Origin of the sequence: Paenibacillus sp. FA6, from assembly GCF_051550225.1 — a bacterium.
Classification (GTDB): domain Bacteria; phylum Bacillota; class Bacilli; order Paenibacillales; family Paenibacillaceae; genus Paenibacillus_AQ.
This window is the reverse complement of the sequence record NZ_CP188820.1, coordinates 1,159,848-1,177,756: the sequence shown is the minus strand read 5'-3', so window position 1 is coordinate 1,177,756 and position 17,909 is coordinate 1,159,848. Positions and strand designations below refer to the sequence as shown.

The window sequence follows — 17,909 nt, the reverse complement described above, 5'->3', positions numbered from 1 at the left end:
CTCCTTCAATAAATAAACGTTATATTTTTAACGAAAAGGAAACTTCATGCCGCCTTTTCCTGTCAAACCTTTTAACTGTTTCATAGCTTTTCCTTTAGGCCCTTTAGGTCCCATCATGTCCGAGAATTGCTTCATCATACGACGCATTTCATCGAATTGCTTGATAAGGCGATTTACTTCAGCGATATTCGTTCCACTACCAGTAGCAATCCGCTTACGCCGTTTGTGATCAATAATTTCAGGGCGTTGTTTCTCTTCCTTCGTCATCGAGAATACAATAGCCTCAATGCGACCCATCTGTTTATCATCCACTTTAATGTCCTTGGCTTGCTTCATCTTACCCATACCTGGAATCATATCCATAATCTGATCAAGAGGACCTAGCTTTTTCACTTGATCCATTTGCTCTAGGAAATCGTCAAACGTAAATTCTGCATTACGCATCTTACGTTCCATTTCTTTAGCCTTATCCACATCAATGTTTAACTGTGCCTTCTCAATCAGAGAGAGCATATCACCCATTCCAAGAATCCGAGAAGCCATACGCTCTGGATGGAAAGGCTCTAACGCATCGATCTTCTCACCTAAAGCTACGAATTTAATCGGACAACCTGTTACAGCTTTAACCGAAAGCGCTGCTCCACCACGCGTGTCTCCATCTAACTTGGTCAACACTACGCCTGTCAATCCCAGTTGTTCATTAAAATTACTAGCAACGTTAACAGCATCTTGACCCGTCATCGCATCAACGACTAGTAATACTTCATCTGGTTTGATTTCAGCATGGATCTGACTTAATTCTTCCATCAGTACTTCATCAATATGAAGACGACCTGCAGTATCTACAATCAGATAATCATTTCCGTTATCCTTAGCATGCTGTAAAGCAGCTTTTGCAATTTCTACAGGGCTCACTTTATCACCGAGTGAAAATACAGGTACTTTGATCTGTTCTCCCAACACTTCCAATTGCTTGATCGCAGCAGGACGATAAATATCACCCGCAACGAGCAACGGTCGACTATTCTGCTTCTGAAGTAGCTTGGCTAGTTTCGCAGAGGTTGTTGTCTTACCAGCACCTTGGAGACCGACCATCATTATCACAGTAGGAGGCTTATTGGCTTTTGCAAGCTTTGCCTGACTTCCGCCCATCAATTCTGATAACTCTTTATTAACAATATCAATAATGACCATGCCTGGAGTAAAGCTGTCCATCACTTCTTTACCAATGGACTTTTCTTTCACTTTGGCAACGAATTCCTTGACTACTTTGAAATTAACGTCTGCTTCCAAAAGAGCAAGACGTACTTCCCGCATCGCTTCGTTAACATCCTCTTCGGATACTTTACCTTTACCACGGAGCTTACTAAATACGTTCTGCAACCTGCCTGTTAATCCCTCAAATGCCATTCGCCGCCACCTCCTTGCCTTTATTCATACACCTGTAAACGTTCCAATACTGTGATCATCTTGTCCCTATCCACTATTGACACATCGGACGTGTCAATTAACAGTCGTAACTGCTCTAATTCATGTTTGCGTCGTTCGTATTTTTGTAGTAAGCAAAGTTTCTCTTCATAAATGTCAAGAACTTGCTCAGCTCGCTTAATATGTTCATAGATAGCTTGCCGACTAATATTGAACTCTGTCGCAATTTCCCCAAGGGAAAAATCATCATGGAAATAATATTTAAGGAACATCTGCTGCTTTTCAGTTAGCAAGTGTTCATAGAAATCGAACAATTGATTAATTCTGTTTGTTTTCTCAAGTTTATCTTCCTGAGTCATTGAGGGCACCCCCTTCGTCAAGGAAAAACACTTTACACTCAACGGATTTAATAATACATAAATCCAATAAAGATGTCAAGCGAATATCCTTGTCATCTCTACTGGATATTATCCCCTTTTCCAACTACCTCTTTAATATCTATTAGTTGGGTAGTAGATATAGAAATACGGAGAAGAAATGTAGTATGCTTCCCGCTAATACGAACAGATGCCAAATGGCATGATGATAAGGGAAGGCTCTCCATACATAGAATATAGTTCCAAGTGTATACATCAATCCACCTAAGGCGAGAAGAATCATCCCTCCCGCTGGTACCGCCTCAGTCAATGGATTCCAAGCGATAACAATCATCCAACCCATCAGGATATAGAAGATCGTGGACATGAATAGAAACTTTTTAACGAAGAACGCCTTGAACAAACAACCTAGAACTGCAAATCCCCAGACAATACCGAATAAAGTCCAACCTAGCGGTCCGCGAATAGCAACGAGCATAAATGGAGTATAGGAGCCTGCAATATAAAGATAAATAGAAGAATGGTCAAAAAATTCAAATAAATCCTTCACTTTACCTTCATTAAAACTATGTACCAATGTCGAATTCAAATATAAAATAAGCATCGTTACACCGTAAATGGTAAAGCTCACAATATGCCAAGATGTTCCCTTCAAACTAGAGAACACGATGAGCAATACAAGTGCCGCGACACTTAGAACCGCTCCGATCCCATGTGTAATAGCATTAGCTACTTCCTCACGACGGGTATAGGTATGCGTATTTGCCATAAATACATTACTCCTCTTGTACAGCTGTTTCAATATGTTCTTCGTCTTCTTGTATTAATCCTGCAAATAATGCGTGCACGAACTGTTGTGAATCGAAGGGTTGTAAGTCTTCTACCTTCTCTCCCAAACCAACTAATTTCACTGGAATATTCATTTCCTGACGAATAGCTACAACGATTCCACCCTTGGCTGTCCCATCTAGCTTCGTAAGTACTAAACCCGTCACTCCACTCTTCTCACCAAAGAGTTTTGCTTGACTTAACGCGTTCTGTCCAGTCGTAGCATCCAACACCATTAATACTTCATGCGGTGCGCTTGGTATTTCACGTTGAATAACACGGAAAATTTTGTTCAACTCTTCCATCAAGTTAGATTTACTCTGTAAACGTCCAGCCGTATCACAAATCAACACATCCACTTGACGTTGTTTGGCTGCCTGTATTGCATCGAACATCACGGCTGCTGGATCTGAACCTGCCTGTTGTTTGATCACTTCCACGCCAGCGCGCTCTCCCCAAACTTCAAGTTGCTCAATCGCTCCAGCACGGAACGTATCTCCTGCTGCTAGTAGCACTTTTTTACCTTCTTGTTTAAATCGATGCGCCAATTTACCAATTGTCGTCGTTTTTCCTACACCATTTACGCCTACGAACAGAATAACAGTTATACCATCCTTATTCATGTTTAAGGCATTATCATCATCCCCGCGAAGGAGCTCCATTAGCTTTTGTGACAAGATAGGTTGTAATTCTAAGGCATTCTCAATCTTCTGCTTCTTCACTTCAACTCGTAAATCGTCGATTAAGGTCATCACGGTGTTAACCCCTACGTCTGCACCGATGAGTATTTCTTCAAGCTCTTCGTAGAATTCCTCATCAATTTTCTTACGGCGAATCATGAGGTCGGATACTTTCTCCACAAAACCCTTCCTTGTTTTTTCTAGGCCATCACGAAATTGTTTCGTCACCACTTCGGTTTTACTTGAAATACTTTCTTTCAATTTTTTAAAGAAACTCATATGATTCCTCCATCTCTATATCTAACATACTCCGTACTAAGCAATTTCCGCTTCTTCATTCTCTAATTTAACAGAAACCAGCTTGGATACGCCGCCCTCTTCCATTGTAACACCATATAGCACATCAGCTTCCTCCATAGTTCCTTTGCGATGAGTAACCACAATGAACTGAGTCTGTTCAGAGAATTCACGTAAATATTGGGCAAATCGAACGACATTGGCTTCATCAAGTGCAGCTTCCACTTCATCCAACACACAGAAAGGAACTGGCTTCACTTGAAGTATAGCAAATAAAAGCGCCATAGCGGTCAGAGCTCGTTCTCCGCCTGAAAGAAGTTGTAGGTTCTGAAGCTTCTTACCCGGTGGCTGTGCAACGATATCAATTCCCGTATCCAACATATGCTCAGGATCAATGAGAATGAGATCAGCTCTTCCTCCCCCGAACAGCTTCATAAATACGGTACCGAATTCACGACGGATAGCATCGAAAGTCGTTTTGAAACGTTTGGACATTTCTACATCCATTTCATGAATCACTTCATACAATGTTGTCTTTGCACCAATCAAGTCTTCCTTCTGTTCATTCAAGAATTGATAGCGTTCGTTCACTCGCTCGTATTCCTCAATTGCCCCAAGGTTAACCTCTCCAAGTGATGATATGCCACGTTTCAGTTCTCGAACCTCATTCTGAACTGCTGGGACATCATCCGGAATTGGATAGCGCTGTTTAGCCAATTCATAACTAAGTTCGTAATCCTCACTAAGTTTCTTAAGGATATTATCCAGCTCTACATCCAATCGGTTTACGCTAATTTCTGTCTGACGAAGCTGCTCATCAACGCTCCGAAGTTCCGAACGCTGCTCTTTCGTTTCATTTTCCTCTAGCTCCAGTTTTTTTGAAAGCTGCATGCGAGAGGCTCTTCTGAAATCGAGCTGTTGAGATGATTCTTCCTTCTTCAACTTATACTCATTCAGACTTTCAATTTGTTCATTCGCTTCCTTAGCATTCGTGCTTAAGTCTGCTTCAATCGAAGCTAGCATTCTTTTAGTCTGATTCAAATCTCGATCCTGCGAATTGAAGTCAGTCTGCAATCGACGAAGTTGCTCTTCAAGAGAGAAGCATACTTGATCTAGCTTGCCTTCTTTTACTTTTAGCTGTGTTAACTGGATTTGAAGTTCGTCTTTAGCCGACTCACTCGCTTTACGAGCAAACTCAGCTGCTTGGAGTGCTTGGTGCACGGACTGCTCTTGTTGTTCCAACTCAGCCAGCTTCTTCACAGCTTGACCACGGCTTTGTTCAAATCCTTTATTCTCTTCTGTAAATCCACTTTTCTCCTGCCCAGAAACTTCAACCTGTTCCATCACATGTCGTAGCTCATGCTGAAGTTGTTTCAAATCTCCTGCCGCTTGCTGCTCTTCAATGCGCTTCTCGTCACCCGCTTGCCGAAGTGCATCGAGTTTGGTCTGCGTTTGATTAAGTTGACTCTTCAACTTCTGGATACCTTCTTGAAGCTTAATAAGCTGCGTCTCAGTTTCCGCAATCTCTTGATCTAAGGAATCCAACTGGCGTTTGCGACTAAGTAGACTATTATTCTTCTTATGCTGGCTACCACCTGTCATTGAACCGCCCGCATTGACGATATCCCCTTCAAGTGTCACCACACGGTATCTATATTGACACTTAGCAGCAATTCTATTGGCATATTCTAGCGTTTCCGCTATAATAACATTCCCCAAAAGGCTGCCTACTACAGGAGCATACATTGCATCATACTGAACTAAATCTGCTCCAATCCCTACAAATCCGCCAACCCCTTCAATAACAGAGCGATCACTTGCCGATACATTTCTTGCCCGCATAACATCCAATGGCAAGAAAGTTGCACGTCCTAATTGACGCTGTTTCAGAAATGTTATGGCTTGACGGGATAACGTTTCATTATCCATTACGATATGTTGTAGAGATGCACCCATCGCCGTTTCCACAGCAAGTTCTAGCTTCTCGGGTACGGTAATAAGCTCCGCTACCGCTCCATGTACACCTTGAAGTACAGATTTACGGGAAGCCTTAAGGACTTCCTTAACACCTACCATAAATCCATCGAAATCGTCCTGCATTTCTTTCATGGTATCACGCCGAGAAATCTGTGCTTCTCGCTTCTGTTCCCATTTGCGATGTGTTCCTTGGCTTTCTTCTAATAACTTCTGCACGGATTGATATCGTTCACTCTCGGTAATATATCCGCCACGAAGTTCCTTTAGCTCAGTTGCGAATGTCTCCAAAGCAATATCTAGTTCTGATTTACGCTTCGTTAGTTCTTCTTTCTGGCTCTCCCACTTACCTGTCTCTTCTTCAGCTCGATTCATTCGACGGGACAACGTCTCTTGCTGCTGGTCTGCATAACGGATTTCATTACGAGCCTGCGCCATTTCATTCATAAGTTCAAGCAATGAACTCTTCAGGGTTTCTTCCTGTTGTTGGCTAATGCCACCCGTGACTCCTAAGAGCTTTGCTTCTTCGCCAGACAGATGATGACGTAGTTCTTTCAGTTCTTCTTGTAATGCCTCAAGCTTGCTCTTCGTGAGGGACAATTCTGTCTTTCTGTCCTCGACCCGCTCGTCACCAGTAGTCAACGTCTCCGTCAGTTGCTCACGATGACCTTCAAGGTTCCTCTTCCGCTCTCTGAGCACTTCACCGTAACCTTCACTTTTCTCATAGGCTTCGCTATATTGTAGCAGTGCATCCTGCAACGACTCTACTTCTTGCTCAAGCTTACGCAGATTGGAACGATCGCTTTCTAGCTTAGCATCATGTGCTGATACGACGGTTGATAGTTTAAGTTGTTGTTCTTGTAGAACAGTAAGCTTCGCCGTGGCTTCACTCCAATGACTATGAATCTGTTCAATTTGATGAACATACATGGAAATTTCTTTGCTTTTCAACTGTTCACGAAGTTGCTTGAAATGCACCGCCTTCTCAGACTGCTCCTTCAACGGACCGATCTGAACTTCCAGTTCGCTCACCAAATCATGAATTCGCAACAAATTCTGCTCCGTCTCATCAAGCTTACGCATGGCTTCCTTCTTACGAGATTTATACTTCACAATCCCTGACGCCTCTTCAAATATGCCTCGCCGATCCTCTGAACGTGTACTAAGGATTTCCTCAATACGTCCTTGTCCGATGATCGAGTAAGCTTCCTTCCCTATCCCTGTGTCCATAAATAATTCCGTGATGTCTTTAAGACGGCAGGGTTGCTTATTTATCAAATACTCACTTTCTCCACTACGATGAACTCGGCGTGTAACCGTTACTTCGTTGAAATCAAGCGGAAGTACGTGATCTTCATTATCCAAAGTTAGTGAAACCTCGCCGAAATTAACGGCTTTACGTGTATCACTGCCGGCAAATATAATATCTTCCATCTTGCCTCCACGCAGTGATTTGGCGCTTTGCTCTCCTAAGACCCAACGTATACCGTCGGAGATATTACTTTTACCGCTACCATTAGGACCGACAACAGCTGTTATGCCTCTGACGAATTCCATTTCAGTTTTATCGGCAAAAGATTTGAACCCTGCTAATTCAATCCGTTTCAAAAACATAGTTCCCAAATCACCTCTAACCCTAATGATACCACAACACTTCTAGTGAAAATACTCAAGTAGAAACGGCTATGCCGTCTTTTTTCAAGGACGGCACCCGTTTCAGCGGAAATATAAGAATTAGAGTATCAAGTGAAACTTATACTCTCTTATATTTAAATAAATAAAGAACAAAAAGCAGTCTATGACTCATACTTAAGCCCATTATACATGACTGCTCTTTGCTCTTTAATTATGATTTATTCAAGCTTTTAAACTTTATAGTTCGAGTTCAACAGATGACTTTTTGAACTTTCTCTTATAATTTACCTAGTTTCAACTGACTAAGTGCAACCGATGCCGCTTGCTGTTCGGCTTCTTTCTTAGATCGACCATTACCTTTGCCAATACATTCACTGCCCATATAAACTTCAGAAACAAATTCACGTTCATGTGCCGGCCCACGTTCTTCTACGATCCGATATTCTAACAACTCCATATTATGGTGTTGAGTCAACTCCTGTAGTTCGGTCTTATAATCGCTCATTTGGAGCTTTCCGTTCTCCGATACTTGCGGAAATACAAATCGATCCAAGAATGAACGAGCCGCTTCAATCCCTTGATCCAAATATAGGGCACCGATAAACGCTTCAAATACATCAGCGAGTAAAGCAGGACGACTACGACCACCGGTTAGCTCCTCACCTTTGCCCAGTAATACATACTGTCCAAAATTTAGAGCTTCTGCGAACTTAACAAGTGAAGGTTCACACACAATGGCTGCACGAAGCTTCGTAAGTTCACCTTCAGGTCGTGTTGGAAAAAGATTGTACAAATATTCTGATACCGTAAGCTCCAGTACAGCATCCCCTAAAAATTCTAGACGTTCATTATCTTGATGCTGACTGAAACGGTGCTCATTGACATAAGAAGCGTGGGTAAAGGCCTGCTTCAAGAGAAGCTGATTGTGAAATTGGATATGAAGTTGTTGCTGTATCTGCTTCAGATCTCCACTCAACACAACGTCTCCTTACAAGTCAAATTTTTTCAAAATAATAGAAGCATTATGTCCACCGAAACCGAATGAATTGGACATCACTACACTTAAATCAGCTTGTCTAGCAACATTAGGAACATAATCCAAATCACAATCCGGATCAGGTTCATCCAAATTAATCGTTGGCGCCAATGCTTGATGTTGCAACGAGAGCGCGCATATAACCGCTTCAACACCACCAGCCGCACCTAGTAGGTGACCTGTCATCGATTTAGTAGAACTCACAGCTACCTTATAGGCATGATCTCCCAATGCCAACTTGATCGCCTTCGTCTCTGATTTGTCACCTACACCCGTTGATGTTCCATGGGCATTGATATAATCAATATCTTCCGGTTTAATCCCTGCTGTTCTAATGGCCATCTTCATACAACGAGCAGGTCCATCAGGATCTGGATCCGTCATATGGTGAGCATCTGCACTCAGACCATATCCAATAACTTCAGCAATGATATTCGCACCACGCTTCTGCGCATGTTCCAACGATTCCAATACTAGAACACCCGCTCCTTCTCCCATAACGAATCCATCTCGCCCAGAATCGAACGGACGACTTGCCTTCTCAGGCTCATCATTACGTGTAGACATTGCGCGCATAGCACAGAATCCCGCTACGCCCGTAGGACGTATTGTCGCTTCTGCACCACCACAGATCATCACATCTGCTTCACCGTTCTGGATCCATCTGAACGAGTCACCAATCGCATGCGAACCTGATGCACAGGCAGACACGGAAGCTGAATTCGGACCCTTAGCACCTAATAGAATAGATAAGTGACCTGAGGCCATGTTAGCAATCATCATCGGGATGAAGAATGGACTTACCCGTTTGGGGCCCTTCGTAAGCAATATATTATGCTGATCTTCCCATGTTCCCAATCCCCCGATACCTGAACCAATAATCACGCCTACACGCTCTGGATCGGAATCTTTGCCAATATCTAGACCACTATTCTGCAATGCCTTCTTTCCAGCTACCGCGGCAAACTGAACGAATCGATCCATCTTACGTACTTCTTTGCGTTCAATATACTCCTCGGGATCAAACTCTTTCACCGAAGCTGCTATTCGCGTATTGTATTCACTTACATCAAAGGACTCAATCTGTGATACACCAGATTTCCCGGCCATCAGATTACTCCATAGACTTTCTAAATCGTTACCTAAGGAAGTTACAACACCCATACCCGTTATTACTACTCTTTGATTCAACCGCTTTCACCTCTATATAGACTGCATATGCCATAATTTTCGTTATTATAAGCTTGAATTATCATCTGTCATTTTATAACCGTTAAATATGGATAAGTCCCGCCTACTAGCAGGATCGGGACTCACCATTGATTCATTTAGGTATGAGATTGTATGTAGTTAACAACTTCTCCCACACTTGTAATTTTTTCTGCATCTTCATCAGAAATTTCAATATCAAATTCATCTTCCAATTCCATAACTAATTCAACAACGTCAAGAGAATCAGCACCAAGATCATCTTTAAAAGATGATTCTAGCGTAACCTCGGCTTCATCAGCACCTAAGCGATCGACGACGATGCGTTTTACACGTTCTAATACATCGGACATCCGGTTCACCTCCTCCTCTTTGGTATTATACGAGAATTTTTTTCAAAATGCTACATTACCATTCCGCCATCTACATGCAATGTCTGTCCGGTCATATATGACGCACCATCTGAAGCTAAGAATGCAACCACTTTGGCAATCTCTTCAGGCTGTCCAAGGCGAGCTAGCGGGATGTCAGCGATAAGCTTACCTCGCAAGTCCTCTGATAACTCCTTAGTCATATCTGTATCAATAAAACCAGGGGCTATACAGTTGACTGTAATCCCACGTGAAGCAAGTTCACGAGCAGCTGATTTAGTAAGGCCAATAACGCCTGCCTTTGCTGCAACATAATTGGCTTGCCCTGCATTACCAAGAACACCAACAACAGATGAAATATTAATAATCCGTCCATAACGTTGCTTCATCATGGGACGGGTTACCGCTTTTAAACAGTTAAACACACCTTTGAGGTTCGTTTCAATCACAAGATCAAATTCTTCCTCTTTCATACGCATAATTAGATTATCTCTAGTAATTCCGGCATTATTCACCAAAATATCGATACGTCCCAATGTGTTAATAGCTTCCTTAACCAAAAGTTCTGCCTGTTCGCTACTTCCGACATTCGCTTTCAGAGCCACTGCTTCTGCTCCTAGCGCTTGAATCTCGGCAACAACTTCCTGAGCTGCAGTCTCATTACCTGAATAATTGACCACAATATTTGCACCTAAGCCAGCTAAGGTTAGAGCGATACTACGCCCTATCCCGCGTGAAGCTCCTGTTACAAGTGCAACTTGTCCACTCAAAGGTTTGATCATTTCAAATTCCTCCTTTCCCCAAGTATACGCTTGTAGCACTCATAGGTAACTGAAACTTTTATAATGCCACCTCAAGGCTTTCTAAGCTATTAATGTTGATTAGCTTCACTGTCTTATCAATCTTCTTAATTAGACCTGTCAACACAGAACCCGGTCCAATCTCAATAAATGTATCCACCCCTTGTGCGATAAGATAGCGAATACTATCCTCCCACAGAACCGGTGAGTACACTTGTTCAACTAGAAGCTGACGAATGTCATCCCCAGAAGTAACGATCTCTGCAGTTACGTTAGCTACAACAGAAATCTTAGGTTCCTGAAAAGAAATGGAATTCAATTCAACTTCAAGCTGTTCAGCTGCTACTTTCATCATGGAAGAATGAAAAGGGCCGCTAACCACAAGCGAAATCGCTCTTTTACCGCCTGCTTCCTTCACTCGCTCACTTACTGCAGCAACACCAGACTGAGAACCCGAAATGACAATTTGCCCAGGACAGTTGATATTAGCTAACTCAACGATATGTCCGCTTTCACTCACCTCTACACATAGTTGCGACAGTGCTTGCGCATCAGCCCCCAACACCGCTGCCATGGCTCCTTGCCCACCAGGTACTGCCTTCTCCATAAAGTTACCCCGTGCTCGCACGATGGCTACAGCATCCTCCAGTGAAAGAACCCCTGCAGCTACAAGCGCACTATACTCGCCCAAGCTGTGCCCAGCAACATAGTCTGCTTGTATCCCTTTAGCACGTAATGCTTCTAAATAAGCAACACTTGTAGCTAATAAAGCTGGTTGTGTATTAAATGTCTGCTTCAACTCTGCATCCGGACCTTCAAAAATCATAGTGGATAAGTCGAAACCTAACACTTTATCGGCTGTTTCAAAGATTTCTCTAGAAGCAGGAACCGCATCATATATATCTTTCCCCATACCAACTGCTTGAGCCCCTTGCCCCGGAAACACAAATGCAACTTTCCCCATGTTACAACTCCTGACCTATTCATCTTTATTATGCTACCAGACAAGTACCGAAGCACCCCAGGTCAATCCGCCACCGAAGCCAACCATCAAGACGGTATCGCCTTCCTTCATCCGACCCTGCTCAGCTGCTTCCACAAGTGCAAGTGGAATCGAAGCTGCTGATGTATTCGCATATTTATCCACGTTAATCACAACTTTTTCTGGTGGTAAATCTAATCGATTCATCGCAGATTGAATAATCCGAATGTTCGCTTGATGAGGCACGAAGAGATCGATATCCTCCTTCGTCTTCCCAGCTTTAGCTAGAACTGCTTCTGTAGCTGAACCCATAATTCGTACAGCGAACTTAAATACTTCACTACCACTCATTTGAATGAAATGCCTCTTAGCTGATACCGTATCACATGATGCAGGTTCACGTGAACCTCCAGCTGCAATCGTAAGCAGATGACCACCTGCACCTTCTGCTCCCAAATCAAAGGATAAGAAGCCACGTCCTTGCGGAACTTCACCAATCACAACTGCACCAGCACCATCTCCAAACAATATGCAGGTATTACGGTCCGTATAATCGGTAATTCTAGAAAGGCAATCTGCGCCAATAATAAGTGCGTTATTATACATTCCTGTCTTTATAAAATTCGTTGCTGTTGCTAAGCTATAGACGAATCCAGAGCAAGCCGCTGACAAGTCAAAGGCAGCCGCTTTCTTAGCTCCTAACTTATCTTGAAGAATACATGCTGTAGATGGAAACATCGAATCCGGTGTAACGGTAGCCACGATGATCAAATCAAGTTCTTCTGCCTTCATCCCTGCGGATTCCAAAGCTTTAATTGCTGCTTCATAAGCAAGATCAGATGTCGCTTGATCTGATGCGGCAATATGCCGTTCTTTAATTCCTGTTCGGCTAACAATCCACTCATCATTAGTATCGACCATTTTCTCCAAATCACTATTCGTCAGAATCTTCTCTGGAACATACATACCTGTCCCTATAATCCCTACTGGACGTAAATTATTCATTATTTCACTCACTTCCCGCTAATTTCCTTCGATATACTAGAAACCAATTCATTCTTTAATGCGATCCTAGTTTGTCCGACCGCATTTTTGATGGCGTTCCCATTAGAAGAACCATGACTTTTCATAACTAGACTGCGTAGTCCAAGCAATGGTGCTCCTCCAGTTTCAGAATAATCCAACTTTTTCTTTATCCCTTTTAACTGAGGCATTAATATCGCTGCGCCAATCTTGCTCTTCAATGATTGACTAAACTGTTCTTTCAGTAAAGTAAACATCGCCCCTGCTGTTCCTTCGATCGACTTAAGCAATATATTCCCAGCAAAGCCATCGCACACAAGTACATCGCAGTTGCCTACCATAATATCCCTAGCTTCAACATTTCCTATAAAGTGAATGGGCATCTCTTGTAAAAGAGGATACGCCTCTTTGGTTAGTTCATTACCTTTACCCGGCTCAACTCCAACATTTAAAAGCCCCACTCGTGGTTTAGCTATCCCTTGAACCTTTTGACGGTACAAGCTACCCATCAAACCAAATTGGGCCAAATGCTGTGGCTTAGAGTCCATATTGGCACCCAGATCAAGCGCAAGCACCCCAACATCATCCAATGTAGGAATGATCGGTGCAAGGGCCGGACGTTCAATCCCCGCCATACGGCCCACAATAAGTAGACCTGTAGCCATAAGCGCACCTGTATTGCCAGCGGAAATCATAGCGTCAGCCTTACCTTCTTTTAATAACCGTCCTGCTACAACCATTGAAGCATCCTTTTTATGGCGCACAGCTTTAACCGGTTCATCCTCAGAAGTGACTACTTCGCTCGCATGCTGGATACTTAGATTGGAAGGAACATCCTTGCCACTTAGCAATAGTTCTATTTGAGCTTGATCCCCCACAAGTATAATCTCTACATCTTTCCACTCGGCGGTAGCTGCTAGCGCCCCATCTACATTAGATTGAGGAGCATGGTCCCCACCCATAGCATCAATGACGATTCTCATGTTGCATTCCTCCTTCGTTGATCTCTTCCCCAGTGGATCTGTAAATGAGAAAATTACCTTGAAAGACCATTTCTTCACCCACGTAGGTAAACACTTCAACTTTAGCTTTCCCTTTTTGCTCAGGCATTGATCTAACATATGCTTTAGCTATACATTTCTCACCTAGATGAACGGAACGCAAGAATCGAATATCCGATGAAGCTGTCAGTGCTATCTCATCATTAATCACAGCGACAGCTAATGAGTTTGCTTGTCCGAATATATAATGTCCACGGGCAATATGTGTTCGCGAGAATACATGCTCTTCTCGTATTTCAAAGATGGAAATACCACTCTTATCCAGCTGTAAGTCTACGATATCTCCCACAACTTCATTTAATGGCAAGGAGCGAACCTGATCATATGAATGCTCCGCCATCTGCTTCATCCGCTCACGCAATTCAGGAATCCCAAGTTCCATTCGGTCTAGACGGATCGTCTGAATGCTAACTTTCAATTGTCTAGTCAGTTCCCTGTCCGTGACGAATGGATTCGCCTCAATCAACCCCATCAAATTCTGATGACGCATCTTCTTAGGTAAACGTTCGATGACGGTACACCCCCTTGCATTTTCATACATCTTTCATAAATGAGCTATCCTACTATGATCTTATGTATTGTCAATTCATCTCACCCGTTAGAACCAGGTACTAATATCTAGTATAAATCATGCTGTCTTAAAAAGAAAGTAGTCAAAAAAAATAGTACCTCACCAAAGATGAAGTACTACTTGTTTGAAAATTATTGCGAAATGATTTCTCTTGATTTATACGTTCCGCACACTTTACATACGTGATGAGCAAGCTTCAATTCTCCGCATTGTTCACATTTCACCATACCCGGCACTGCCAGTTTAAAGTGAGTACGACGTTTGTCACGACGTGTTTTGGACGTTCTTCTTTGAGGTACTGCCATGTTCCCACCTCCTTATTTCAATCAACCCGTCACTAACGAGATGAATGTTACATGATTATTCAAATAAACCTTTCAGCGCAGCAAGCCGTGGGTCGACTACTCTCGTGTCGCAGTTGCATGTGCTTACATTCAAGTCTGTTCCGCATTTCTGGCAAAGCCCTTTGCAGGATGCTTTACATATCGGAATCTGGGGTAAATACAGCAGAAAAGCTTCTTCCACAAATGGGATTAGATCTACTACATCATTATCCACGTAAATGATATCGTCATCTTCATCCTGAATCTTCTCAGACTGCTTCACCAACTTGAAGCGTTCGTGAAACGGAATGTTCAAATGCTTATGAACTTCTGTCAAACAGCGTGAACACGCCATTTCAACTTGTCCATTAAGCTTACCTTGAACCTCTACTGTGTCGCCGCCAACATATGATGCCTGTAAATCAACAAGTACCGATTCAGCAGTAATAATATCTTTGCGATCTTTAACGACACGATCTACATTCACTTGTTCTTGAAACTGCATGGCGCCTTCTAACTTTACAATTCTGCGAAATTCAAATTGCACTATAATCACTCCAAACAAACAAAAATTATTATACCGAGTTTTGTGTAGGTTTGTCAACATGAATCACATTACATCCCATTATTATTTCTTATTATGATGACATTTATGCTATATTCTAAAGACGAGAATACATTGTTTGTGTCTCAAAAGATCAAAATTATCATACTAGGAGGTTGAACTCAAAGTTGAGTACAGTCGTTGGCATCATAGTTGAATATAATCCACTACATAACGGTCATGTACACCATTATAGCAGAGCGAAGGAACTTTCGGGTGCTAAACATTGTATAGCCATCATCAGTGGCCCTTTTTTGCAACGTGGGGAGCCTGCTCTACTAAGCAAACATGCTCGAGCAGAGATGGCTCTTGAGATGGGCGTAGACCTCGTAATCGAGCTTCCAATTCATTATGCCGTTCAGCCTGCTGAATGGTTCGCATACGGTGCTGTTTCTCTTCTAGAGGCTACTGGCATTGTCGATTACCTTTGTTTCGGAACCGAAAGTGGGTCCCTTCATCTGCTTACCCCACTAGCCAAGCAACTGGCTACAGAGAATAACATGATGCAACAGGAGCTAGCCCGGTTATTAGATCAAGGAATCAATTATCCTACGGCATATAGCGCTGCAGCTAGCACCCTATTTTCTAATGTTGATGAAAAAGAAGAAATTCTCCGTCTATTGCTACAGCCAAATCATACACTGGGTCTGCACTACCTTATAGCTTTAGAACGATTAGGAAGTTCCATTATTCCATTAACGATCCCGCGCGAGAGCGCTGCTTATCATGATACATCACCATCACCATCTCTATCAAACATAGCGAGCGCTACCGCCGTAAGAAAACTTATCTTCGAAGGGCATATTGAAGCTGCTGCCCCCTACATCCCCCGCTACACACAAGAAATCATGAAACGGGAATTCTCCGCCGGAAAAGGTCCGATTCACTGGGAATCATTCAGACAGCCTCTGATGCATCTTTTAATGACGCAAACTTTGTCACAGCTATCTCTATTGAGTGAGGTCACAGAGGGCTTAGAGTATCGTATAAAGAAGCTTCTGCCTATACTCTCACATGCCACTGTAGCAGAACTACTTCATAGCCTAAAAACAAAGCGTTACACCCATACAAAATTACAACGTATGCTAACCCATATTCTCCTTAGCCATACCAAAGAGGAAATGTCCCCCGATGAACTAGCAAAGGGGCCCGGATATCTACGAATCCTTGGCTTCAACAGTCACGGGCAACAACTCCTGAAGCAAATGAAGAAAACTTCCACATTACCTATCGTCGTGAAAGCTTCTGCTCTTACACATGATCATCTAGAGCGAGATCTACAAGCCGCTGCCGCATACGCGAATAGCTATAACCAACCACAAGCTAGGGAATTATTTCGAGATTATTATGAACCACCTATCAGGATTTGTTCAAAAAGTCAGGTTTTCAGCACTAAAGCGTATGCTTCCGATGCTGCGTTTCTACGAAACGCTTCAGAAGATTGAATGAAGATAGGGAGTGAGGAGCGGAGCGGAGCGTAGGCAGTTCCTACGTGAGCACCGGAAGGACCGGCTGAATTCAATCTTCGATGTCGAATACGCCCCCTGCTATACTTCGTGATCAAAAGATGACTTTTTGAACTACCTCTATCAGGATGCAGTATGGAGCTTCTCCATATATTTCAAGGCTTCCTCCAAAGTAGATACTGGGATTAGCTTCATAGTCGTCCCAATTTTATCTGCTTTTATTTTGGCTTCTTGATAATTATCCTTTGGTACGAAGAATAATTGCGCCTTTTCACGATCAGCAGCAACAATTTTGTGCTTGACTCCACCAATTGGACCCACTTTTCCATCCACAGCAATGGTCCCTGTACCTGCAACTCGAAAGCCTTTAGTCAGATCTCCGGGGGTCAACTGATTATAAATCTCCATCGTGAACATTAGCCCTGCGGAGGGTCCGCCTACATTCGTATTCTTGAATTCCACTTGTTTACTTGGGTCATTGGCAGTCACCTTCTGAACGGTCCCGATGACGATACCAAATCCGACTCGCATCTCATTGGTCTCGCTATCACGAATAGATACCAAGGGAACCTTTTCTTCGAGAAGATGACCCGCTCTCTCTAACTTCACGGATATAACATCTCCTACATTCCTACTCTTTAACCGGGACGCTAGATCTATTTGATCTATGATCGGATCATGATCCACTTCCATTATTTTATCGCCTGCCTGAAAGTATTGACCTCTACTAGCATCTTTAGGAGTGGAGAATACAAAGAGATATTGTGGCAATATCTGATAAGGTATATTTGCTTTCTTATATGCCGCCTCCACCGCAGAAGATTGTGAATTACTCATATAAAACAATTGTTCTGCTGCATATTCCTTTTTACTTTTATCGCCAAGTCGCGACTGCTTCTTATCCACTTCTGCATTCGAGTTAAAAGAAGAAATAGCCAGTAGTGCGATATTAGCATAGCTCGCAGATACTGTGGTCATCATAAACGTGCCTGACTCCGTTTCATCCCCACCCTTCACCGTGAGCATTGGCTTGACCTCTTCTGCACTTCCTGGCTGGTATATGATGTACGGTGTTGGCATATATACGACAACGTAACAAAGCAGGGTGATCATCAAGAGATACTTGATTCCTTGTTTCCCCCGTGATTTATTGGATACCTTCATCTTCTTAGCCTCCCCTGAATCTTACAGTACACAGCTGGTCTTATGTCTCTGCACCCAGCATAAATTGAGTATTACATAGC

Annotated in this window: 17 protein-coding genes; 1 reads left to right on the top strand and 16 read right to left on the bottom strand. The window is 42.9% G+C overall.

The features are described 5' to 3' along the window. Nucleotides 1-27: 27 nt before the first annotated feature. The 15 genes from ffh to ACP8HI_RS05370 all read right to left on the bottom strand — a co-directional run bounded on the left by ffh (nucleotide 28) and on the right by ACP8HI_RS05370 (nucleotide 15,142). Nucleotides 28-1,410 (bottom strand): signal recognition particle protein, encoded by a 1,383-nt coding sequence (gene ffh / locus ACP8HI_RS05440; protein ID WP_438350111.1) that lies wholly within the window; start codon nucleotides 1,408-1,410, stop codon nucleotides 28-30. 20 nt (nucleotides 1,411-1,430) lie between these two features. After that, nucleotides 1,431-1,787, bottom strand: coding sequence for a putative DNA-binding protein (locus tag ACP8HI_RS05435; protein WP_438350110.1), 357 nt, complete (start codon nucleotides 1,785-1,787; stop codon nucleotides 1,431-1,433). Between the two features lie 142 nt (nucleotides 1,788-1,929). Continuing rightward, nucleotides 1,930-2,574 (bottom strand): PAQR family membrane homeostasis protein TrhA, encoded by a 645-nt coding sequence (trhA, locus tag ACP8HI_RS05430; protein WP_438350109.1) that lies wholly within the window; start codon nucleotides 2,572-2,574, stop codon nucleotides 1,930-1,932. Nucleotides 2,575-2,581: 7 nt separating this feature from the next. Further along, nucleotides 2,582-3,592, bottom strand: a complete 1,011-nt coding sequence (ftsY, locus tag ACP8HI_RS05425) for a signal recognition particle-docking protein FtsY (protein WP_438350108.1) — start codon at nucleotides 3,590-3,592, stop codon at nucleotides 2,582-2,584. A gap of 36 nt (nucleotides 3,593-3,628) precedes the next feature. Further along, entirely contained in the window at nucleotides 3,629-7,198 is a 3,570-nt protein-coding gene (gene smc / locus ACP8HI_RS05420; protein ID WP_438350107.1) for a chromosome segregation protein SMC, read from the bottom strand. A gap of 298 nt (nucleotides 7,199-7,496) precedes the next feature. After that, nucleotides 7,497-8,195, bottom strand: coding sequence for a ribonuclease III (rnc, locus tag ACP8HI_RS05415; protein ID WP_438350106.1), 699 nt, complete (start codon nucleotides 8,193-8,195; stop codon nucleotides 7,497-7,499). Between the two features lie 12 nt (nucleotides 8,196-8,207). Further along, nucleotides 8,208-9,446 (bottom strand): beta-ketoacyl-ACP synthase II, encoded by a 1,239-nt coding sequence (gene fabF, locus ACP8HI_RS05410; protein ID WP_438350105.1) that lies wholly within the window; start codon nucleotides 9,444-9,446, stop codon nucleotides 8,208-8,210. Nucleotides 9,447-9,583: 137 nt separating this feature from the next. Further along, on the bottom strand, nucleotides 9,584-9,817 hold the full coding sequence (acpP, locus tag ACP8HI_RS05405) for an acyl carrier protein (RefSeq protein ID WP_044877691.1): 234 nt from the start codon (nucleotides 9,815-9,817) through the stop codon (nucleotides 9,584-9,586). Between the two features lie 50 nt (nucleotides 9,818-9,867). Continuing rightward, a complete protein-coding gene (gene fabG, locus ACP8HI_RS05400; RefSeq protein ID WP_438350104.1) occupies nucleotides 9,868-10,617 on the bottom strand; it encodes a 3-oxoacyl-[acyl-carrier-protein] reductase in 750 nt (249 codons plus the stop codon). Between the two features lie 58 nt (nucleotides 10,618-10,675). After that, on the bottom strand, nucleotides 10,676-11,599 hold the full coding sequence (fabD, locus tag ACP8HI_RS05395; protein WP_438350103.1) for an ACP S-malonyltransferase: 924 nt from the start codon (nucleotides 11,597-11,599) through the stop codon (nucleotides 10,676-10,678). Nucleotides 11,600-11,632: 33 nt separating this feature from the next. Continuing rightward, nucleotides 11,633-12,622 (bottom strand): beta-ketoacyl-ACP synthase III, encoded by a 990-nt coding sequence (locus ACP8HI_RS05390; RefSeq protein ID WP_438350102.1) that lies wholly within the window; start codon nucleotides 12,620-12,622, stop codon nucleotides 11,633-11,635. An 8-nt stretch (nucleotides 12,623-12,630) separates the two neighbouring features. Then, nucleotides 12,631-13,623, bottom strand: coding sequence for a phosphate acyltransferase PlsX (gene plsX / locus ACP8HI_RS05385; protein WP_438350101.1), 993 nt, complete (start codon nucleotides 13,621-13,623; stop codon nucleotides 12,631-12,633). Next, a complete protein-coding gene (fapR, locus tag ACP8HI_RS05380; protein ID WP_438350100.1) occupies nucleotides 13,607-14,242 on the bottom strand; it encodes a transcription factor FapR in 636 nt (211 codons plus the stop codon). The genes plsX and fapR overlap by 17 nt, the downstream gene beginning before the upstream one ends. A 161-nt stretch (nucleotides 14,243-14,403) precedes the next feature. Then, nucleotides 14,404-14,577, bottom strand: a complete 174-nt coding sequence (gene rpmF / locus ACP8HI_RS05375; RefSeq protein ID WP_036645943.1) for a 50S ribosomal protein L32 — start codon at nucleotides 14,575-14,577, stop codon at nucleotides 14,404-14,406. Nucleotides 14,578-14,632: 55 nt separating this feature from the next. Next, on the bottom strand, nucleotides 14,633-15,142 hold the full coding sequence (locus tag ACP8HI_RS05370) for a YceD family protein (protein WP_438350099.1): 510 nt from the start codon (nucleotides 15,140-15,142) through the stop codon (nucleotides 14,633-14,635). Between the two features lie 185 nt (nucleotides 15,143-15,327). On the opposite strand from ACP8HI_RS05370, the gene ACP8HI_RS05365 reads away from it, so the two are divergent. Then, the gene (locus ACP8HI_RS05365) at nucleotides 15,328-16,644 is read left to right on the top strand and encodes a nucleotidyltransferase (RefSeq protein ID WP_438350098.1); all 1,317 of its coding nucleotides are present in this window, start codon (nucleotides 15,328-15,330) and stop codon (nucleotides 16,642-16,644) included. A 144-nt stretch (nucleotides 16,645-16,788) separates the two neighbouring features. Here ACP8HI_RS05365 and ACP8HI_RS05360 read toward each other — a convergent pair whose 3' ends face one another. Further along, on the bottom strand, nucleotides 16,789-17,829 hold the full coding sequence (locus ACP8HI_RS05360; RefSeq protein ID WP_438350097.1) for a YlbL family protein: 1,041 nt from the start codon (nucleotides 17,827-17,829) through the stop codon (nucleotides 16,789-16,791). Between the last annotated feature and the right edge of the window lie 80 nt (nucleotides 17,830-17,909).